General features: G+C 65.9%; 17 protein-coding genes. 8 read left to right on the plus strand and 9 right to left on the minus strand.

Annotated elements, in window-relative coordinates; genetic code table 11:
• Positions 1–10: 10 nt before the first annotated feature.
• From miaB to XnspCFBP7698_RS02425, 8 genes are all read left to right on the plus strand, one after another.
• The gene (gene miaB / locus XnspCFBP7698_RS02390) at positions 11–1,480 is read left to right on the plus strand and encodes a tRNA (N6-isopentenyl adenosine(37)-C2)-methylthiotransferase MiaB (RefSeq protein WP_047697749.1); all 1,470 of its coding nucleotides are present in this window, start codon (positions 11–13) and stop codon (positions 1,478–1,480) included.
• Between the two features lie 644 nt (positions 1,481–2,124).
• Complete coding sequence (locus XnspCFBP7698_RS02395) at positions 2,125–3,114, plus strand: PhoH family protein (protein ID WP_123137337.1); 990 nt, start codon at positions 2,125–2,127, stop codon at positions 3,112–3,114.
• The gene (locus XnspCFBP7698_RS02400; RefSeq protein WP_123137240.1) at positions 3,111–3,602 is read left to right on the plus strand and encodes a hypothetical protein; all 492 of its coding nucleotides are present in this window, start codon (positions 3,111–3,113) and stop codon (positions 3,600–3,602) included. Before XnspCFBP7698_RS02395 ends, XnspCFBP7698_RS02400 begins: the two co-directional genes overlap by 4 nt.
• 25 nt (positions 3,603–3,627) lie before the next feature.
• A complete protein-coding gene (gene ybeY, locus XnspCFBP7698_RS02405) occupies positions 3,628–4,113 on the plus strand; it encodes an rRNA maturation RNase YbeY (RefSeq protein ID WP_047697745.1) in 486 nt (161 codons plus the stop codon).
• The gene (locus tag XnspCFBP7698_RS02410) at positions 4,113–4,631 is read left to right on the plus strand and encodes a hypothetical protein (RefSeq protein WP_123137241.1); all 519 of its coding nucleotides are present in this window, start codon (positions 4,113–4,115) and stop codon (positions 4,629–4,631) included. Before ybeY ends, XnspCFBP7698_RS02410 begins: the two co-directional genes overlap by 1 nt.
• A 95-nt stretch (positions 4,632–4,726) precedes the next feature.
• The gene (locus tag XnspCFBP7698_RS02415) at positions 4,727–5,605 is read left to right on the plus strand and encodes a transporter associated domain-containing protein (RefSeq protein WP_005989773.1); all 879 of its coding nucleotides are present in this window, start codon (positions 4,727–4,729) and stop codon (positions 5,603–5,605) included.
• Complete coding sequence (locus XnspCFBP7698_RS02420; RefSeq protein WP_123137242.1) at positions 5,602–6,852, plus strand: DUF4105 domain-containing protein; 1,251 nt, start codon at positions 5,602–5,604, stop codon at positions 6,850–6,852. Before XnspCFBP7698_RS02415 ends, XnspCFBP7698_RS02420 begins: the two co-directional genes overlap by 4 nt.
• A gap of 14 nt (positions 6,853–6,866) precedes the next feature.
• Positions 6,867–7,868, plus strand: coding sequence for a magnesium and cobalt transport protein CorA (locus XnspCFBP7698_RS02425; RefSeq protein ID WP_039407843.1), 1,002 nt, complete (start codon positions 6,867–6,869; stop codon positions 7,866–7,868).
• Positions 7,869–8,027: 159 nt separating this feature from the next.
• Here XnspCFBP7698_RS02425 and XnspCFBP7698_RS02430 read toward each other — a convergent pair whose 3' ends face one another.
• From XnspCFBP7698_RS02430 to XnspCFBP7698_RS02470, 9 genes are all read right to left on the minus strand, one after another.
• The gene (locus XnspCFBP7698_RS02430; protein ID WP_104579742.1) at positions 8,028–9,392 is read right to left on the minus strand and encodes an NAD-dependent succinate-semialdehyde dehydrogenase; all 1,365 of its coding nucleotides are present in this window, start codon (positions 9,390–9,392) and stop codon (positions 8,028–8,030) included.
• Positions 9,393–9,537: 145 nt separating this feature from the next.
• Positions 9,538–10,386, minus strand: a complete 849-nt coding sequence (locus tag XnspCFBP7698_RS02435) for an ABC transporter permease subunit (RefSeq protein WP_104579601.1) — start codon at positions 10,384–10,386, stop codon at positions 9,538–9,540.
• Positions 10,383–11,297, minus strand: coding sequence for an ABC transporter permease subunit (locus XnspCFBP7698_RS02440; protein WP_104579600.1), 915 nt, complete (start codon positions 11,295–11,297; stop codon positions 10,383–10,385). Before XnspCFBP7698_RS02440 ends, XnspCFBP7698_RS02435 begins: the two co-directional genes overlap by 4 nt.
• Positions 11,294–12,424 carry a polyamine ABC transporter ATP-binding protein gene (gene potA / locus XnspCFBP7698_RS02445; protein ID WP_104579599.1) on the minus strand — a complete coding sequence of 377 codons (1,131 nt, stop codon included), beginning with the start codon at positions 12,422–12,424 and terminating at the stop codon, positions 11,294–11,296. The genes XnspCFBP7698_RS02440 and potA overlap by 4 nt, the downstream gene beginning before the upstream one ends.
• A gap of 276 nt (positions 12,425–12,700) precedes the next feature.
• The gene (locus XnspCFBP7698_RS02450; RefSeq protein WP_199680088.1) at positions 12,701–14,188 is read right to left on the minus strand and encodes an efflux transporter outer membrane subunit; all 1,488 of its coding nucleotides are present in this window, start codon (positions 14,186–14,188) and stop codon (positions 12,701–12,703) included.
• 4 nt (positions 14,189–14,192) lie between these two features.
• Entirely contained in the window at positions 14,193–15,779 is a 1,587-nt protein-coding gene (locus XnspCFBP7698_RS02455; RefSeq protein WP_104579597.1) for an MDR family MFS transporter, read from the minus strand.
• Positions 15,776–16,978 (minus strand): HlyD family secretion protein, encoded by a 1,203-nt coding sequence (locus XnspCFBP7698_RS02460; RefSeq protein ID WP_104579596.1) that lies wholly within the window; start codon positions 16,976–16,978, stop codon positions 15,776–15,778. The genes XnspCFBP7698_RS02455 and XnspCFBP7698_RS02460 overlap by 4 nt, the downstream gene beginning before the upstream one ends.
• 318 nt (positions 16,979–17,296) lie before the next feature.
• A complete protein-coding gene (locus XnspCFBP7698_RS02465) occupies positions 17,297–18,412 on the minus strand; it encodes a polyamine ABC transporter substrate-binding protein (protein ID WP_039407856.1) in 1,116 nt (371 codons plus the stop codon).
• Positions 18,413–18,668: 256 nt separating this feature from the next.
• Positions 18,669–20,036 (minus strand): aspartate aminotransferase family protein, encoded by a 1,368-nt coding sequence (locus XnspCFBP7698_RS02470; protein ID WP_104579595.1) that lies wholly within the window; start codon positions 20,034–20,036, stop codon positions 18,669–18,671.
• Between the last annotated feature and the right edge of the window lie 12 nt (positions 20,037–20,048).

The raw sequence follows: 20,048 nt of genomic DNA on the forward strand, positions 1-20,048 counted from the left end.
ATTAAGCGCCATGCCCGGGACATCCGTTTCCGATCTGCCCGCGGCCACCGCCGTGGACGCCCCTGCCCTGCTGCCGTTGCCGGTCGCCCGCCCGGCGGCGCCTGCCGTGGTGCGCGGCAAGCTGTACATCAAGACCCACGGTTGCCAGATGAACGAGTACGACTCGGCCAAGATGGCCGACGTGCTCGCCGCCGCCGAAGGCCTGGAGTTGACCGACAACCCCGAAGAAGCCGACGTGGTGCTGGTCAACACCTGCTCCATCCGCGAGAAGGCACAGGAGAAGGTGTTCAGCCAGTTGGGGCGCTGGCGGCTGCTCAAGGAAAGCCGCGCCAAGGCCGGCGGTACGCCGGTGATCATCGGCGTGGGCGGGTGCGTGGCGTCGCAGGAAGGCGATGGCATCGTCAAGCGTGCGCCGTACGTGGACCTGGTGTTCGGGCCGCAGACGCTGCACCGGCTGCCGGAGCTGATACGTGCACGGCGCGCGTCTGGCAAGTCGCAGGTGGATATCAGCTTCCCGGAGATCGAAAAGTTCGACCGCCTGCCCGAACCGCGCGCCGAGGGCCCGTCGGCGTTCGTGTCGATCATGGAAGGCTGCTCCAAGTATTGCTCGTTCTGCGTGGTGCCTTACACACGTGGCGAGGAAGTCAGCCGGCCGTTCGAGGACGTGCTGGTGGAAGTGGCGCAGCTGGCCGCGCAAGGCGTGCGCGAGATCAACCTGCTTGGCCAGAACGTCAACGCCTACCGTGGTGCCTACGGCGCCGACGCCGGCGACGCGGCGCAGTACGCCGACCTGGGGCTGTTGATTCGCACCATTGCGCAGATCGAGGGCATTGGCCGCATCCGTTTCACCACCTCGCATCCGCTGGAATTTTCCGATTCGCTGGTGGATGCCTATCGCGACGTGCCGCAGTTGGCCAACTACCTGCATCTGCCGGTGCAGGCAGGCAGCGACCGCATCCTGTCGGCGATGAAGCGCGGTTACACCGCGCTGGAATTCAAATCCAAGATCCGCAAGCTGCGCGCGGTGCGTCCGGATATCTCGATCAGCTCGGACTTCATCGTCGGCTTCCCCGGCGAGACCGAAGCGGATTTCGAAAAGACCATGAAGTTGATCGAAGACGTGGGCTTCGATCAAAGCTTTTCGTTCGTGTATTCGCGTCGGCCGGGCACGCCGGCCTCGGACCTGCAGGACGACACGCCCGAAGCGGTCAAGCAGGCGCGCCTTGCCCGCTTGCAGGCGCACATCAACACGCATGCGGCGAGCATTTCGCAGTCCATGGTCGGCAGCGTGCAACGCGTGCTGGTGGAAGGCCCGTCGCGTCGCGACCCGAACGAGCTGACCGGCAAGAGCGAAAACATGCGCCCGGTGAATTTCCCCGGCCATCCGCGGCTGATAGGGCAGTTTGTCGATGTCCTGATCACCGAGGCGATGAGCAATTCGTTGCGCGGCCGCCTTCATCTAAAGGACGACGAGGCGTGATCCGATTCCGGCAGCGCAGTCGGCGTTGCCGGTCGCAGCATCGCCTGCAGCAGTGCGTCCGTCGAGCGAGCTGACGCACTTTTCGGCGCGCGCAGAAATCTGCATCCGACATCGATCGCGAGCCTGGTGATCGGCAACGGCGCACCACGTTTGCATGCGCGTGCACAGTCCGGCGTGTGCCGGGCTGCGCGTGCCCCGGCACAGCGCTCCTCAGCGGGATCACGCATTGCGTGCACGCCATCTTGCCTGCCCGGCGCCATGCGCGCTTGGCTGGCTGCTCCGCGTGCCATGACTGCAGCCGCAGCCGCTGGTCAAAATTTCGCCACACATCTGAGCCGCCTTGCTGCACAAGGTGCCGCCGCACTTACCCACAGGCTTTGCCGAATTCGATCCACATCGTTTGTGGACAACCGCCCGCGCACTGGCGATTTTTTCACCACCCACCTGCCAGGCCTTGTGCCAGTAGGGCTGGCGCACTCTATCCACAGGTTAGTGATGCGTGACTCCACAGCGGTTGTGGAGAACATCCCAGGCCTGCAGGCCGCCACGCTGCGCCGTCCGGTTTGTTGGTGGGATCACATGCAGCGCGCTACCCTCGTCTGCCGCCCTACCGACGCCGCCTGCGCGCGCTGTCCGATCCGACCATGAACTCACCTGCCTATCGCGACTTCACCCTGGAACCCGACGACACCGAGCGCCTGGCCAATCTTGCCGGCCCATTCGACGCGCACCTGCGCCAGATCGAACTCAAGCTGGGCGTGGAGATCGCCAACCGCGGCAATATCTTCCGCATCACCGGCCCGGAGCCGGCAATCGCCGCCGCGCAGTCGCTGCTGACCGCGCTGTATGACGAAGCGGCCTCGGTCACCTTCGACAATCACGCCATCCACCTGCGCTTGAACGATGCCAATGTCGAGCAGGTGGCTGAACGCGCGTACCAGCCGCAGGATGTGGCCATCAAGGTCAAGCGCGGCACCGTGCGTGGCCGGGGCGCCAACCAGGCCAAATACCTGCATGCGATCGCCACCCACGACATCAACTTCGGTATCGGCCCGGCCGGTACCGGCAAGACCTTTCTTGCCGTGGCCAGCGCGGTGGAAGCCTTGAACGAGTCGCGCGTGCAGCGCCTGATCCTGGTGCGCCCGGCGGTGGAAGCCGGCGAGAAGCTGGGCTTCCTGCCCGGCGACCTCAGCCAGAAGGTGGACCCGTACCTGCGACCGCTGTACGACGCGCTCTACGAAATGCTTGGCGTGGAAAAAGTGGTCAAGCTGCTGGAGAAGAACGTCATCGAGATCGCACCGCTGGCCTACATGCGCGGCCGCACGCTTAACGATGCCTACGTGATCCTGGACGAGGCACAGAACACCACCATCGAGCAGATGAAGATGTTCCTGACCCGCCTGGGTTTTGGCTCTACTGCCGTGGTCACCGGCGACCTGACCCAGATCGACCTGCCCAAGCACGTCAAGTCCGGCCTGCGCGATGCGATTGAGGTGCTGCGTGACGTGGAAGGCGCCAGCTTCACCTTCTTCGAAGCGCGTGATGTGGTGCGGCACCCGTTGGTGCAACGCATCGTCACTGCCTACGACAAGCGCGATCAGCAGGAAAGCGCTGCCAAGGGCAATCCCGAGTGAGCAGGACAATTGCCGGCCTGATGCTGGCAATTGCAATGGCGACGCCGGCATCAATCAACGCCAGCCAGACGCCGCTACCGCCGGAGATCGTCGACCGCGATGTCATTCCGGCCGGCCGGGTGACGCCTCCTTGTATTTCCCTGGCTACCGAAGCTGTCAGCATCAGTGTTCCCACCGCAACGCTGCAGGCGATGGTGCCCGGGTATCCCTCGGCATGCTGGTTGCTCGATCTGCCGGGAACCGTCACCGATGCACGCGGTTGCGAAAGTTCACCGGTCGCGCATGCGCACCGCGCCAGCCAGTTGCTGATCGGCAAGTTGCTGGAAGACGGCATTGCGGCGGTCTGGTTGCACGATCAGCCCGGGTTCGTTTCAAGCGTGCGGGTGCGCGATTACAATCACGATTGCGGGCGCGGCCCGCTTGGCAGCTCGAGCTACCGCGTGCCCAATGGGCCCACGGTGCTCCTGCTGATCACCTGCACTCGTTGATCTCTTTGCCCAGGAAGCGCTCGCCATGACCCGTGGACCCGTCCGCCTCGACGTCGCCGTCAGTTATGCGTTGCCACGCGCCGGACTGCCCTCGGCGGTGAGTTTTCGCAAGTGGGTGGCTGCCGCGCTGAAGGGCCGCATCCGCGAGGCCGATCTGGCGGTGCGCGTGGTCGACGAGAAGGAAGGCTGCTCGCTCAATCATCACTACCGCGGCAAGGACTACGCCACCAATGTATTGAGCTTTCCGGCCGAGCTGCCGGAGGGCCTGCCCAAGGGCATCAAGATGCCGCTGTTGGGCGATCTGGTGATCTGCGCGCCGGTGGTGGCGCGCGAGGCCGCCGAACAGGGCAAGTCGCTGGCTGCACACTATGCGCACCTGACCGTGCACGGCACCCTGCACCTGCTGGGCTGGGATCACGAAGACGAGAAGGAGGCCGATGCGATGGAACAGCTGGAGCGCGAAATCCTGGCCGATCTGGGCATCGACGACCCCTACGCGGGGGAGCGTTGATGCGCGCGGCCATTGCCATCGCGGGGCTGTTGCTGAGTCCGGCGACGGGCTGGGCGCAGGCCGCCCCGGTGCGTCCCGACCTGCCGGCATTGATCGAGTGCCGCCAGCGCATCGGCGATTTCAACGCGCTGGCGCCGGTGCTGGCCGACCCGCTCAAGGCGGTGGCGCTGGGCTGGACGCCGCTGGATCAGTCCAACCTGTTCATGACCGAATACACCCTCAATACGCCGATCCGCGTGTTCGGCCACAGCACGAACCACATCGCCTTTTCCGGCGCCAGCATCGTGGCGATCCTGGACCTGCCCGATCCGCGCCCGCTGGCCAGGCAGCTGCAGCTGGAACTGGGCGTGGATAACGCCGAAAAGGTCATGTACGGCCGCGAGCTGGTCAGCGAGGACACCACCAACCCCAAGACCGGCGAGGCGATGATCGAATCGGTGGTGCTGAGCGTGACCAACGTCAAATCGCACCCCGGCAAGACCGTGGTCGGCTGCGGATACAGCCTGGACCTGCCCTGAGACCTGGCACCTGCCCGCGCATCCACAGCGTGTTAGCGGCTTCCTGCTAGACTGATCGCTAATGCCTGGTTTGCCGGGTGCCCTTCCCCGTCACGATGTCCGAAGACGACAGTAGCCACACCTCAGAACCCTCCGAAAAACGCCGCAGCTGGCTCGAACGCCTGAGCGCGGCCTTCTCCGGTGAGCCCCACACCCGCGACGAACTGGTCGCGCTGCTGCGCACCGCCGAGCAGGACGGTCTCATCGCCGCAGACACCTTGCGCATGATGGAAGGCGCGATCTCCGTGTCCGAGCTCACCGTGGGCGATGTGATGATCTCGCGCTCGCAGATGGTTTCGCTGCCGGTGGAAGCGCGCTTCATCGACCTGATGAAGCAGGTGGTCGAATCCGGCCATTCGCGCTTCCCGGTGCACGGCGAGAACAAGGACGAAGTACTCGGCATCCTGCTGGCCAAGGACCTGCTGCGCGGCGTGGTTGCCGACAACGGGCCCGGTAACGTGCGCGAACTGCTGCGCCCGGCGGTGCTGATCCCCGAGTCCAAGAAGCTCAACGTGCTGCTCAAGGAATTCCGCCTTTCGCGCAACCACATGGCGATCGTGGTGGACGAGTACGGCGGTGTCGCCGGCCTGGTCACCATCGAAGACGTGCTGGAACAGATCGTCGGCCAGATCGACGACGAGCACGACGACGCCGAGGAAGAGAATTCGCTGATCGCGATCCAGGCCGATGGCCGCTACGTGGTCGATGCGTTGACGCCGATCGAGGACTTCAACGAGCGCTTCGGCGCCGAATTTCCGGACGACGAATACGACACCGTCGGTGGACTGGTCACCGATGCGATCGGCCATCTGCCCGAGACCGGCGAAGAGCTGACCCTGGGGCGGTTTGCGTTCCGCGTGGCCAAGGCCGATGCGCGCCGCGTGCATGCCTTCCACGTCACCATCCTGCCGCCCGACCCTCAGGACGACGCTTGAACCAGACCACCTGCAGCACCGCCACTGCGCCGCCGCGCCGTGGCGCCCGGCAATGGCTGGCTGCCTGCGCGCTGCTGCTGTTGATGTCGCTGCTGGCGCCATTTGCTTTCGCACAGAACGCACAGCCACCGGCGCCGCGGGTGGGCGTGGTCACCATGCAGCCCGGCGAAGTGTTCTTCGAACGCTTCGGACATGACGCCATCGTGGTGGTGGACCCGCTCACCCAGCAGGCGACCTCCTACAACTTCGGCTTCTTCGACCCCAGCGAGCCGGACTTCGTACCGCGCTTTGCGCGTGGCGAAATGATGTACTACCTGGTGGCGCTGCCGCTGGAAGAAGACCTGTCGCAGTACCGCAGCGTCGGCCGTGGCGTCAGCATCCAGTGGCTGGATCTGCCGCCCGAGCAGGCACGCGCGCTTGCCGATGGCCTGGCTGTCCGTAGCCGGCCGGAAAACGCGCGGTATCACTACGATTACTTCGAAGCCAATTGCGCCACCATGGTGCGCGATGCGCTGGATCGTGCCATGGGCGGCACGCTCAAGTCGCAACTGGCCGGCCGCTCGCGCGGCAATACCTACCGCAGCGAAGCGGTACGCCTGGCCTCCCCTGCGCCGTGGATGTGGCTGGGCTTCGACCTGGGCCTGGGTCCGTACGCCGATCGTCCCCTGTCACGTTGGGAAGAAGCGTTCGTGCCGATGCGTCTGGCCGACAGCCTGACCCAGGTGCACAACAGCGCCGGCCGGCCGCTGGTGCAATCCACCCAGGTGCTGCTGCCGCACCGCGTGGCGCCCGAGCCTGCCGAACAGCAGCGGCACTGGTGGCCGTGGCTGCTGGCCGGCGTGCTGGTGGCCGCCGGCGTGCTGGCGCTGCGCCGCCGGCAACGTCTGCTGGCCGGGCTGGCACTGCCGTTCTGGTTGCTGTGCGCCATCGGCGGCGGCCTGCTGGTGTATCTGTGGGGCTTCACCGCGCATCAGTCCGCGTGGGCCAACCGCAACCTGCTGCTGGTCAATCCGCTGTGCGTGTTGCTGTGGTTCGGCGGCATCCGGCTGCAGCTGGGCCATCGGCCGGGCCGCTGGTTCAACGTGCTGGCATGGCTGGTGGCCGCCGGCGCATTGCTGGCGTTGGTGATCCACTGGCTCTCCTTCCAGGCCCAGGACAACCTGCAGTGGGTGATGCTGCTGTTGCCCGTCCATGCTGCGCTCGCGGTCGCCCTGCGCCGGCGTGATGTGCCCGTCCACACGCGCTGATCCAGGATGCGCCCATGAACACCCACGGCCGTCATCCAGACAATCCGTCCTGCGTCATCACCTGTGCCTATTACGACGGTGACGGCACACGCCACGACATCAGCCTGGAGCAGATCAGCGATGTGCTGCAGCGCCCCGACGGCTGTGTGTGGGTCGGGCTGTACGAGCCGCAGGAATCGGTGCTGCACAAGTTGCAGGACGAGTTTGGCCTGCACGATCTGGCGATCGAGGACGCGCTCAAGGCGCATCAGCGCCCCAAGGCGGAAAGCTACGGCAACTCGTTGTTCGTGGTGGTCAACACCGCGCAGCTGGTCAACGAACGCATCCGTTATGGCGAAACGCATGCGTTTCTGGGCGCGCGCTTTCTGTTGACGGTGCGCCACGGCGCGTCGCTGTCGTATGCACCGGTGCGGCACCGGGTCGAACGCGAACCGGCAATGCTGCGCATGGGCGCTTCGTTCTGCCTGTACGGTGTGCTGGATTTCGTGGTCGACAACTACCTGCCGATCATGGACGAGTTCCGCGACACGCTGGAAGGCCTGGAAAAGGACATCTTTGCCGACAACTACAAGCGCGAAACCGTGGTGCGACTGTATGAGCTCAAGCGCGAGCTCAACAAGATGCGCCTGGTGGTGGCGCCGCTGCAGGATGTGCTCTCGCACCTCAAGCGCAACCCCGGCGGGCTGATTCACGACGAGGTCGGCATCTATCTACGCGACGTGCTCGATCATGCGGTGCGCATCAACGATGCCATCGACACCTTGCGTGAAATGCTGGGCACCGCGCTGAGCGTCAATCTGTCGATGGTGACGCTGGCGCAAGGCGAGACCGTCAAACGCCTCGGCGCCTGGGCCGCCCTGCTGGCCGCCCCCACCCTGATCACCAGCTGGTACGGCATGAACTTCACCCACATGCCCGAGCTCGACAAACCCTACGCCTACCCGCTACTGGTGGGCGGCGTGGTCGCCTCGTGCCTGGTGTTGTATCGCCTATTCAAGCGCGCTCGGTGGCTTTAGAGCCGCGTAGCGGCCCGGGAATGGGGAGTCGGGAATAGGGAATTGGTAGAGCGGCTCACTGCGGACTTTGGCCCGAATGCGAAGGGGTCTCCTCATCATCCCTTCCCCGGCAGATCGACGGAACCGCTCTTACGATTCCCGATTCCCGATTCCCGGCTTTCAAGCTACATAAATCGTCTTGATGTTCATGAACTCATGGATGCCGTGATCGGCGAGTTCGCGCCCGAAGCCTGAGCGCTTGATGCCGCCGAACGGCAGGCGCACGTCGCTCTTGACCACCGAGTTGACGAATGCCGCGCCGCACTGCAGCTGCTGGGCGACGCGTTCGCCGCGCTTGGCGTCTGCCGTCCACACACTGCCGCCCAGCCCGAAGGTGGTGTCGTTGGCCACGCGCACCGCTTCTGCCTCGTCGGCCACGCGAATGATCGACGCGACCGGGCCGAAGAATTCTTCGTCATAGGCGGGCATGCCGGGCGCGACATTGTCGAGGATGGTTGCCGGGTAGCCCGCATGCGAGCCGGCCACCGGTTCGCCGCCCAGCAAGACGGTGGCGCCCTTGGCGACGCTGGCCTGCACCTGCTTGTGCAGTTCGTCGCGCAGATCGGCACGTGCCATCGGCGCCAATGTGGTGCTTTCCTGTTGCGGGTCGCCAACCACGCGCTTGGACGCCGCAGCGACGAAGCGCTCGATGAATCGATCGGCAATCGCGTCCACCACGATGAAGCGCTTGGCGGCGATGCAGGTCTGCCCGCTGTTGTCGAAGCGCGACTGCACTGCCGATTGCACGGTGTGCTCCAACTCGGCGTCTTCCAGCACCACGAAGGCATCGCTGCCGCCCAGCTCCATCACGCATTTCTTCAGCTGGTCGCCCGCATTCGCGGCCAGGGAACGCCCGGCGCGTTCGCTACCGGTGAGCGTCACTGCGGCGATGCGGTCGTCGCGCAGCACGTCGGCGGCCTGGTCGTTGTCGATATGCAGCACATCGAACACGCCCGGCGGGATGCCCGCGGCGTCCAGCACCTCCTTCATGGCGTCGGCGCAGCGCGGTACATTGCTCGCGTGCTTGAGCAGTGCCACGTTGCCGGCCATCAGGCCCGGCGCCAGAAACCGAAACGCCTGCCACAGCGGGAAATTCCACGGCATCACCGCAAAGACGCAGCCCAACGGTTCGTAGCGCACATAGCTCGATTGCGCTTCGGTAGGAATGTTGCGTGGCGCCAGATACTCGGCTGCGTGTTCGGCGTAATAGGCGCAGCCCTGCGCGCACTTGTCGATCTCGGCCAGCGCCTCGACGCGCAGCTTGCCCATTTCGGCGGTCATGATGCGTTGCAGGTCCTCGCGTCGCCTAGTCAGCTCTTCGCCGACGCGGCGCAGCAAGGCACCCCGCTCCGCCAGCGGCAGCGCGGCCCACGCCGGAAACGCCTTGGCGGAAGCGGCCAGGCGCGCCTCAATGCCGGCGGCGTCCAGGGTCTGCTGGGTATGCTCGACCTGGCCGGTGGCCGGGTTCACGGTGTCGTAGGACATGACGGTCTCCAGTAGCAAGACGTCCAATGCTAGTGGCCGATGGGTTCGGACCGCGTCACAACGGCCTGAAAATAGCGCAACGCTGTGTTCGCCCGCCTGCGACCACGGGTCGCACTGCGATGGCGCATACCTGTGTACGGTGCCGTCAGCTCTCGTGTTGCAACGCCAATTGCTGATCGCGCAGGCGGCGTTTTTCGCTGCGTGCCAGCAGCCACCAACCGATCGCTGCGGCGACCGATACCGCCAGCACCATCAGTGTGGCCAGCGCGTTGATCTTCGGGCTGATGCCCAACCGCACCGACGCAAACACCTTGATCGGCAGCGTGGTGGAACTGGGCCCGGCCAGAAAACTGGCGATCACCACATCGTCCAGCGACAGCGTAAAGGCCAGCAGCCAGCCCGATGCCAAGGCCGGGGCGATGAGCGGCAGGGTGATCAGGCAGAACACCTTCAGCGGCGTGGCTCCGAGATCCATCGCCGCTTCTTCCAGCGACCGATCCAGCTCCTGCAGGCGCGACGAAATCACCACCGTCACGAACGACACGGTGAAGGTGACATGCGCCACCCAGATGGCCACCGCGCCACGCGGTGCGATGCCGAGCACGCCCCCCATCGAGACCAACAGCAGCAGGATCGACAAACCGATGATCACCTCGGGCATCACCAGTGGCGCAGTGATCAATGCGCCGAACACGGTCTTGCCGGGAAAGCGGCGCATGCGCACCATCGCCATCGCCGCCATCGTGCCAAGCACCATGGCGGCACCGGCGGTCCAGAACGCCACCTCCAGGCTCACCCAGGCCGCTTCCAGCAGCTGCCGGTCGCGCAGCAATTCGCCATACCACCGCGTCGAGAACCCGCCCCACACCGTGGCAAGGCGCGAGGCGTTGAACGAGTACACCATCAGCAACAGGATCGGCAGATACAAGAAGCCAAACCCCAGCGCAAGGACGGCGCCACCGAGCAGGCGCCCGCTGCGGGAGGCGCGCATCACGTCAGCCGTCCTTCCAGCTCGCGCTGCTGGTAGCGGTGGAAGATCACGATCGGCACCAGCAGCAACACCAGCATGACGGTGGCCACGGCGGCGGCCACCGGCCAGTCGCGGTTGTTGAAAAACTCGCCCCACAGCACGCGGCCGATCATCAAGGTGTTCGGCCCGCCGAGCATTTCCGGGATCACGAACTCGCCCACCGCTGGAATCATCACCAGCATGCAACCGGCCACGATGCCGTTGCGCGAGAGCGGCAAGGTGATGCGCACAAACGCGTGCCACGGGCGCGCGCCAAGATCGTAGGCCGCTTCCAGCAGGCGGATGTCGTGCTTGACCAGGTTGGCATACAGCGGCAACACCATGAACGGCAGATAGCAGTACACGATGCCGATGTAAGCGGCGATCGGCGTGTACAGCAGTTGCAGTGGCTGCTTGATCACGCCCAGCGCCAGCAGTGCCCGATTGAGCAGGCCGTTGCCATCGAGGATGCCGATCCAGGCATAGACACGGATCAGGAACGAGGTCCACGACGGCAGCACCACCAGCATCATTGCCACGTTGCGCGTAGCCAACGGCAGGCGCGCGATCACATACGCCATCGGGTAACCGATCAACAGCGCCAGCGCGGTGGAAATGGCCGCAATCCTGATCGAGCTCAGGTACGCGGCCACATACTGGCTGTCGCGCACCAATGCGAGATAGTTGCCCAGATGCAGCTTGACGCTCACCGCCCCATCGGCCGCGTAGGCAAATAGCGGCGTATACGGCGGCATGGCGGTGGCACGCTCGGCGAAGGAAATCTTCAGCACGATCAGGAACGGGATCGCGAAGAACACCAGCAGCCACAGATACGGTGCGGCAATCACGCCCCAGCGCGCGCCTGGCAAGCCGCGACGGAACAGGCGCGACCTCATGCGGTGAGCACCACGCCGTCGTCCTCGCCCCAGCCCACCCACACGGTGTCCCCCCAGGTCAGCGCCTCGCTGGCCCAGCGCTGGCGATTGGCGAAGTTGGCCATCAGCTTGACCCCGCTGGGCAGGCGCACGTGATAGACCGAATGGCTGCCGAAATAGGCGATGTCCTCAATCACCCCCTGCGCCTTGTTGCAGGCCTGCGCCGGCTCGTCCTTGCCGATGGCGAGCTTTTCCGGGCGCAGCGCAAAGGCCACCGCTTGGCCTTCGAAGCCGGTGATGCCGTGGCCGATGCGGATGCAGGCGGGGAAGGCGGGCGTCTGCAAGCTGACGTACTGCGGCTGGTCTTCGACGATGACTGCGTCGAGCAGATTGACCGAACCGATGAACTCGGCGGCAAAGCGATTGGCTGGTTGTTCGTAGATTTCATCGGGCGTGCCGACCTGCTGGATCCAGCCCTGGTCCATCAACGCGATGCGCGTGGCCATGGTCATCGCTTCCTCCTGGTCGTGGGTCACCATGACGCAGGTGACGCCGGAGGTTTCAATGATGTTGACCAGTTCCAGCTGCATCTGCGAGCGCAGCTTTTTGTCCAGCGCGCCCATCGGTTCGTCCAGCAGCAGCAGCTTGGGCCGTTTGGCCAGCGAGCGTGCCAGTGCCACCCGCTGCTGCTGACCACCGGAGAGCTGATGCGGCTTGCGCCTGGCCAGCGCGCCCAGTTGCACCAGCTCCAGCATCTCACCGACGCGGGCGGCGATGGCCGCCTTCGACAGCCCTTCCTGCTTCAGCCCGAAAGCGATGTTCTGCTCCACGCTCATGTGCGGAAACAACGCATATGACTGGAACATCATGTTGATCGGCCGCTCGTACGGCGGCAGCGCATCGATGGGCTGGCCATCGAGCGTGATGTGCCCCTTGGTCGGCCGCTCGAAGCCGGCCAGGCAACGCAGCAAGGTGGACTTGCCGCTGCCCGACCCGCCCAGCAGCGCGAAGATTTCGCCCTTGCGGATCTGCAGGCTGACATCGTCCACCGCCACGAATCCATCGAACTCCTTGCGGACTTGGCTGATGGACAGGTAGCCGGCATCTGCGGTGCTGGTAATGGGCGGCAAGGCTTCGGTCAGTGACATGGTTCCTCTCGCTGGGGATACGCGCAGGCGCCGAGTGCGGAGCCTGCGCGCCATGATGGCAAAAGCATGTGTCCACCGCCGTGCGCGCGGTCCGGGATGCGGCGTGCAGCATCAACGGTGGGGCAGCCCATAACCACGAAGGCGGCCGACACGGACTCATGCATTCACCGCCGCGCGTGGGACGAGCGTGGCCAGGGGCAATGGCGGCATTGCCTGCAGCCTGCGGCAGGCAATGCTGCCCTGGCTGCGGCGGCCGCAGGGCGACCGCCCTGCCCGTCAGCGCGTTTCCGGCGGTGCCTCGCTCCAGCCCAGGCCCAGGCTCTTCTGCAACGCGACGTAGTTGACCAGCAACTGCACCTGCGCCTGCGCGGCGGCGTCCTGCGCCGACAGCTGCTGGCGCTGCACGTCCAGCAGATCGATCGACGAGGTGGCCCCGGCATCGCGACGTTGCTGCATCAGCCCGGCCGAGCGCGTGGCCGAGGCCTCGGCCTGGCGCGCGACAACCAGCTGCTTGCGTGCCGAACCGAAGCGCGCCAATGCCGAATTTGCATCCTGCAACGCAGCCAGCACCGCACCTTCATACGCCGCCTCGCGCCCGGCATTGCCCGCGCGTGCCTGCTCCACCTGCGCGCGGGTCTTGCCGAAATCGAAGATGGACCAGCGCAGCATCGGCACCGCCAGGGTGGTCAACGCGTCGGAATTGAAATCGCTCGGCGAGCCGGCCACCCAGCTCAGGCCACCCAGCAAGGTCACCTGCGGGAAGTAGCCGTTCAAGGCTTCGCCGATCTGCGCGCTGGACGCGGCCAGCTCGCGCTCGGCCTTGCGTACGTCCGGGCGGCGGCGGATCAATGCCCCCGCATCGTCCACGCGCACTTCGCTGGGCAGCATCGGCAGCGGCTGCGACGCGCGCAGCTGCGCATCCAGTGCGCCGGGTTCGCGCCCGACCATCAGCGCCAGCTGGTCCAGCGCTTCCTGCAATTGCATCTCCAGCGGCAGGCGCTGCGCCTCTTGTTGCTGCACCTGGGTGGCGATCTGCTCGACCTGCAGGTCGGAGGCGGCGCCATGGTCACGACGCTGTTGCACCAGCTGCAGCGACTGCCGGATCTTGTCCAGATTGGCATCGGCAATGGCCAGCCGCGCCTGCAACCCGCGGTAGTTGAGATAGACCTGCCCCACTTCGGCAGCCAGCTGCACCTGCGCATCGGCCAGCTCGGCTTCGGAGGCCTGCGCCTGGGCCAGTGCGCCTTCGGCGGCGCGGCGGCGGCGGCCGAAGAGATCCAGCTCCCAGCTGGCATCGAAACCGGCGCTGTAGATCTGGGTCTTTTCCAGATCCAGCGCCTGATCGCCCTGTCCCGGCTGCCCGGGCTGGCCTTGCTGCAGCCCGCCCAGCGTATCGACGATGGTCTGCGGCGGCTCGGCATACGCATACACGGCGCTGGCGTTGAGCTTGGGCAGACGCTCGGCGCGGCGCTGGCGCGCCAGCGCGCGGTTGGCGCGCAACCTGGCCTGCGCCGCGCGCAGGTTGGGGCTGTCGGCCAGCGCCTGGGTCACCAACCGGGTCAGCTGCGGGTCGTTCAATTGCTCCCACCAGTGGTTCAGCGGCGCGGCGGCAACCACCTGCGCGCCACTGGCGCGATGCAGCGCGGGCGCCTGCATGGCCGCATCGGCCACGACCGGTGCCTTGGTGTAGTTGGGGCCGAGCATGCAGCCGCCGAGCAGCACGGCACTCAGCGCCGCAGCCAGTGGGAGGCGCATCGCGCGCAGGGAATCAGTGCATTGCAAGGTGCGTCCCCTTGGGTAACGGCTTGAGCAAAAAGGCCAGCGGAATCGTGCAGACCACGATCACGCCGAAGATCCAGAATAGATCGCTGTAGGTCATCACCAACGCCTGCTGTTGCACCACGCGTGCGAATTGGGCGATGGAGCGAATCGCCGCTTCGCCACCGGCGCTGCCCTGCATCTGCGCAGTCACGCCGGCCAGAAATTCCTGCGCACGCGGCGCGTTGGCGGTGATCGCGCTGCCGATGGTTTCGGTATGGAAGGTCATGCGGCGCTCCTGGAAGGTGGAGATCAGCGCCAGGCCGACCGAGCCGCCCAGGTTGCGGCCGGCATTGAACAGGCCAGACGCATCGCCGGCCAGCTCCGGCGGCACCGAGGAGATGGCCGCCTGGTTGAGCGACATCATCGCCAGCGCCAGTCCGCAGCCCTGCAGCAACTGTCCGGCCACGAAATGCATGCCCACCGTGTCGGCAGTCAGCCCCAGATTGACGAAGCAGGCGGCGGCAAAACAGATCAGCCCGGCGATCACCAGGATGCGCACGTCCACCACCTCCAGCAGCTTGGGCATCATCGGCATCAGCAGCACGGTGGGCAGGCCGGACAGCAGCAGCACGTAGCCGGCCTGCTCGGTGTTGTAGCCGGAGATCACCGCCAGAAACTGCGGAATCATGTACATCACGCCGAACAGGATCATGCCTACTGCCATGATCATGATGAACACCGCACCGAAACTGCGGTGCAGCAGCAGCGACAGCCGGATCACCGGCGCGCGCCTGCGGAACTGGCCGATCACCAGCGCGATGAACCCGCTCAACGAGATCAGGCTCAGCATGTTGATCTCGCTGGATTCGAACCAGCGCTCGCGCTGGCCTTCTTCCAGCACCACGGTGAGCCCGCCCAGTCCCGCAGTCAGGCCGTAGATGCCCAGCCAATCGGCGTTGAGCAGGCCGGCCCAGTCGGCCTTTTCGTGCTTCAGGCCAAGCAGCAACAGCGCCACCAGGCCCGCGCAGATCGGCACATTGATGAAGAACGCGTAGTGCCAGCTGACGTTTTCGGTGAGCCAGCCTCCCAGCAGCGGGCCGATCACCGGGCCCATGATCACGGTCATGCCGAACAGGGCGGTGCCCATGGTCTGCTGGCTGGGCGGCAGGCGCGTGGCAACGATGGTCAGCGCGGTAGGAATCAGCGCGCCGCCGGCCAGCCCCTGCCCAACGCGGCCGATGATCATCATCGTCAACGAGGTCGACAACCCGCAGACCACCGAGAACGCCGTGAACATCAACGCGCAGATCAGCAGGAAATTGCGCAGGCCCAGCGTGCGCACGAACCAGCCGGTCAGCGGGATCATGATGATCTCGGCGACCAGATACGCGGTGGAGATCCAGGTGCCCTCGGTGCCGCTGGCGCCGACCTCGCCCTGGATGGTGGGTAGCGCGGCATTGACGATGGAGATGTCCAGCGTGGCCATGAACGAGCCGATGGTGCCGGCCAGCACTGCCAACCAGGCGCCGGGCTCGGCCTTCTCGCGGCTGGCACTGCCGCCGGCACCCTGGCCGGTGGCGGCCGCTGTACTCACTGCGCGCGCTCCTGCTCCTGCACGCGGTCGGATTCTTTTTCAGCGCGTTCCTTGGCGTCCTTGGCCGAGCGCGTATCGACGGTGACCTCCACCGACATGCCCGGCACCAGCACCTTGCGTGCCTCCTCGCCGGCCAGCACACGGATGCGCACCGGCACGCGCTGCACCACCTTGGTGAAGTTGCCGGTGGCGTTTTCGGGCGGCAGCAAGGCGAACTGCGACCCGGTGCCCGGGGACAGGCTTTCGACCTTGCCATGCAGCTTCACCCCGGACAGCGCATCGACCTCGATCTCGGCCGGCTGACCCGGGCGCATCAGGCCGACCTGGGTTTCCTTGAAGTTGGCGACCAGGTACAGCGATTCCTGCGGCACGATGGTCATGGTGCGGGTACCGGCGGCCAGGAACTGGCCCTCCTGCACGGTCTTGTCGCCGACGCGGCCATGGATGCGGCTGGTCAGGCGGGTGTCTTCCACGGCCACGCGGGCCTGGTCGGCATCCGCGGTCGCCTGCTTCAGGCCGGCCTGGGCCTGCTCCAGCTGCGCGCGGCTGGCCTGGATCTGGCTCTGCGCACCGGTGGCCTGCGCCTGGGCCGCATCGTACTGGGCGCGTGCGCGCGCCAGCTCGTGCTGCAGGCTTTCCTGGTGCTCATGGGTATCGGCGCCGGAGGCGGCCAGGGGTGCGAAACGCTTCACCTCGGCCTGGGCGAACTTGAGACTGGCTGCCGCCGAGGTCACCTGGGTCCGCGCCTGCAGCAGCGCCGCTTCCTGGCCGGCGACATTGGCGGTGGCGGCCACGATGTCGGCCTGGCGTGCGGCAATCGCCGCTTCGGCCTGCTGCAGGGTGGCCTGGTAGGTGCGGTCGTCGATCTGCAGCAACGGCTGGCCGGCGTCCACGATCTGGTTGTCGCCCACCAGCACCTTGGTCACATAGCCGCTGACACGCGGCGCCACGGCCACCGAATCGGCCTGCAGGTAGGCGTTGTTGGTGTCCTGCATGTAGCGGCCCTTGATCAGGTAGTAGGCCAGCCAGACCACCAGCAGGACCAGCACCAGCACGCCCACCAGGATCAGCGTCCACTTGACCTCGGGGTTCTTCAGCGGCGACGGCTTGGCCGGCTCCTGGTCCTGGTGCGTCTCGGCGCCTTGCGCATCGCCCGCCTGGGCGCGGCCGTCAGTGGGCTGGTGGTCTTGGTTGCTCAAAGGAGGCGTCCTGTGTGTCGTGGGCGAGGCGCGCGACGGCATGCCGCGGCAGCGGCGCCGGCGAAAGCGGCGAAACCATACAATTATTTGAACCCGCCGGTACAGATTGCGTGACGAGCCTAGTCAGCCTGCGCTTGGTCTGGACCGCCTGCGCGGCAATGGGCCCGCCGAGTGCATGGGCCACCCGGTTGCAGCGGCCAGGCATGCCGGCCTGCGGCGGAGGTGCGTGCCCGCGACCAGGTCTGCAGTGTTGCAGGCAACCATTGGACCTTCATGAGGCGCGGCGGCGTACGCCGCGTCAGCGCCTGCGCGCCGGCCTCACCGGCCGGTCTTGATCTCGGTCCACAGCCGTGTGTACAGGCGGTCCACCTCCGGCGGGTTGATCGCGTAGGTGAACATCCTGGCGGTCACCTCCGGCGGCGGATAGATGGTGGGGTCGTTGCGGATCGCCGCATCCACCAGCGGCGTGGCGCTGCGCACCGGGTTGGCGTAGTGGATGAAGTTGCTGTTGGCCGCGGCCACCTCGGGCGTGAGCAGGTAATTAATGAAGGCGTACGCATTTTCAGGATGCTTGGCGTCCTTGGGGATGGCCAGCATGTCGAACCACTGCGGCGCGCCTTCCTTCGGAATGGCGTAGGCCACGTTGACGTTGTTGCCCGCTTCCCTGGCGCGATCGCGCGCCTGGATGATGTCGCCCGACCAGCCCACCGCCAGGCAGGTATTGCCGTTGGCCAGCGAAGTGACGTACTGGCTGGAGTGGAAGTTCTGCACGTACGGGCGGATGGTCTTGATCAGCGCGGCGGCCTTCTCGATCTCGGCCGGCACCGTGCTGTGCGGATCGAGCCCGAGGTAATTGAGCGCAATCGGAATCATGTCCGAGGGCGTGTCCAGGATGGTCACCCCGCAGTCCTTGAGCCTGGACAGATTCTCCGGCTTGAACACCAGATCCCAGCTGTTGGCGACATCGGTGCTGCCGAAGATCGCCTTGAGCTTGTCGACGTTGTAGCCGATGCCGGTGGTGCCGATCATGTACGGCACGCCATAGGCATTGCCCGGATCCTGCGCGGCGATGCGGCGCATGATGTCCGGGTCGAGGTTGGCCAGGTTGGGGATCTTGCTTTTGTCCAGCGGCAGGAACACACCCGCCTGGATCTGCCGACCAAAGAAATTGAGCGTGGGCACCACCACGTCGTAATCGCTGCCGCCGGCGAGCAACTTGGTTTCCACCATCTCGTCGCTGTCGAACACGTCGTAGGTGACCTTGATGCCGGTGCTCTTTTCGAACGCGGGAATGGTGTCTTCGGCGATGTAGTCGGAGTAGTTGTAGACGTTGAGCACCTTGGCCTGCGCCTCGGCCTTGCCCGCGGCGCCATCGCCGCCGCAGCCGGACAGCAGGGTGAGGGACAGCGTCAGGGCGAGCAGTCGCAGCGTCATGGGAGGTCTCCGGCACGGTGGGGCGGTCCGGCGCGGGGCCGGTCTGGCGCCAGACTACCCACCGTGCCCGAGTTTGCACAGCGGCTGCGGCAGGCATTCGTGCCGGGCAGACACCGCGCAGCGGGAATCATGCTCGCCGTCCGCCGGCGAGCCCGACGCCGGCGATGCCGTACGGCGGATCGACATACCGGTCTCCACATTGCCGTGGCAACGCGCGACAGCGCGTACCGATGCGTTGGCGGCAGGTCGCCATCGCTTACCTGCCCAACGCATGCGCGGTGTCATCCAGCGCCGCCCAGGCCTTGTGGAACAGCTCGTCCACCTGCTCGCAGGTGATGATCAGCGGCGGCGACAGCAGCATGGCGTCGTAGGTGGCGCGCAGGATCAGGCCGCGGCGCAACGCAAAGTCACGGCAGAGCGTACCGACGCGCCCACGCCCTTCGAAATACACCCCACGCTGCCGCTTGTCCGGCACCAGCTCCAGCGCCCCGATCAACCCGGCGATGCGCGCCTCGCCCACCAGACGGTGCTCGCCGAGCTCGGCCCAGCGCTGCGCAAGATACGGCGCAATCTGCGCGCGGGCGGTGTCCACGATGCCGTCGTCCTGCAGCAGGCGCAGGTTCTCCAGCGCCACGGCCGCGCACACCGGATGCCCGGCAGACGTGCCACCGTGCGCCAGCTCGCCGCCTTGCGTCTTGAGCACGCCGGCCACGCGATCGTTGAACATGGCTGCCGCCAGCGGGATGTAGCCGGAGGTAATGCCTTTGGCCAGCGTCATCACATCGGGCTGAAAGCCGAAATAGTCCGCACCGAACCAGGCGCCGGTGCGCCCGAACCCGCAAATCACTTCATCGGCCACCAGCAGCACGTCGTAGCGCCGGCAGATCCGCTCGATGTCCGGCCAGTAACTGCGCGGCGGGATGTACACGCCAATCGCGCCCATGATCGGCTCGCCGATAAAGGCGGCGACGTTATCCGGCCCGAGCTGCAGGATCTTGTCTTCCAGACGACGCGCCGCGACTAACCCGTAGTCTTCCGGGCCCATCTCCCCGCCATCGCCGAAGTGATACGGCGGCGTAATGTGGTGGATATCCGGAATCGGCAAGCCGCCCTGCTTGTGCATGCCCTGCATGCCGCCCAGGCTGGCCCCGGCCATGGTGGTGCCGTGATAGCCATCATGGCGACCGATGAAGATGCGTTTTTGCGGCTGCCCCTGCACCGCCCAGAAATGGCGGACCAGGCGCAGGATGGTGTCGTTGGCCTCCGACCCGGAGTTGGCGAAGAACGCATGATTCAGATCGCCCGGTGCCAGCTCCGCCAGCTTGGCCGCCAGCTGGATGGTGGGTTCGGTCGTGCACTGAAAGAAGCTGTTGTAGTACGCCAGCTGCTCCATCTGCCGCGCAGCTGCCTGCGCCAGCTCCTTGCGTCCATAGCCGACATTGACGCACCACAAGCCGCCGAATGCATCCAGCAATTGGTTGCCGTCGGCATCCCAGACATACACGCCCTCACCGCGCGTCAGGATGCGCGTGCCCCTCTGCGCCAATACCGCGTTGTCGTTGAACGGATGCAGATGATGGGCGGCATCGAGCTGTTGCAAGGTCTTCAGTGCTTGCGGATCCATGGCCACTCCGGC

Source organism: Xanthomonas sp. CFBP 7698 (assembly GCF_003600855.1).
GTDB classification, from domain to species: domain Bacteria; phylum Pseudomonadota; class Gammaproteobacteria; order Xanthomonadales; family Xanthomonadaceae; genus Xanthomonas; species Xanthomonas cannabis.

What these genes read in the sequence shown, in the direction of transcription:
- miaB (WP_047697749.1), top strand. Translation starts at nt 11, where the DNA reads ATGCCCGGGACATCCGTTTCCGATCTGCCCGCGGCCACCGCCGTGGAC.
- XnspCFBP7698_RS02395 (WP_123137337.1), top strand. Translation starts at nt 2,125, where the DNA reads ATGAACTCACCTGCCTATCGCGACTTCACCCTGGAACCCGACGACACC.
- ybeY (WP_047697745.1), top strand. Translation starts at nt 3,628, where the DNA reads ATGACCCGTGGACCCGTCCGCCTCGACGTCGCCGTCAGTTATGCGTTG.
- XnspCFBP7698_RS02410 (WP_123137241.1), top strand. Translation starts at nt 4,113, where the DNA reads ATGCGCGCGGCCATTGCCATCGCGGGGCTGTTGCTGAGTCCGGCGACG.
- XnspCFBP7698_RS02415 (WP_005989773.1), top strand. Translation starts at nt 4,727, where the DNA reads ATGTCCGAAGACGACAGTAGCCACACCTCAGAACCCTCCGAAAAACGC.
- XnspCFBP7698_RS02425 (WP_039407843.1), top strand. Translation starts at nt 6,867, where the DNA reads ATGAACACCCACGGCCGTCATCCAGACAATCCGTCCTGCGTCATCACC.
- XnspCFBP7698_RS02430 (WP_104579742.1), bottom strand. Translation starts at nt 9,392, where the DNA reads ATGTCCTACGACACCGTGAACCCGGCCACCGGCCAGGTCGAGCATACC.
- XnspCFBP7698_RS02440 (WP_104579600.1), bottom strand. Translation starts at nt 11,297, where the DNA reads ATGAGGTCGCGCCTGTTCCGTCGCGGCTTGCCAGGCGCGCGCTGGGGC.
- potA (WP_104579599.1), bottom strand. Translation starts at nt 12,424, where the DNA reads ATGTCACTGACCGAAGCCTTGCCGCCCATTACCAGCACCGCAGATGCC.
- XnspCFBP7698_RS02465 (WP_039407856.1), bottom strand. Translation starts at nt 18,412, where the DNA reads ATGACGCTGCGACTGCTCGCCCTGACGCTGTCCCTCACCCTGCTGTCC.
- XnspCFBP7698_RS02470 (WP_104579595.1), bottom strand. Translation starts at nt 20,036, where the DNA reads ATGGATCCGCAAGCACTGAAGACCTTGCAACAGCTCGATGCCGCCCAT.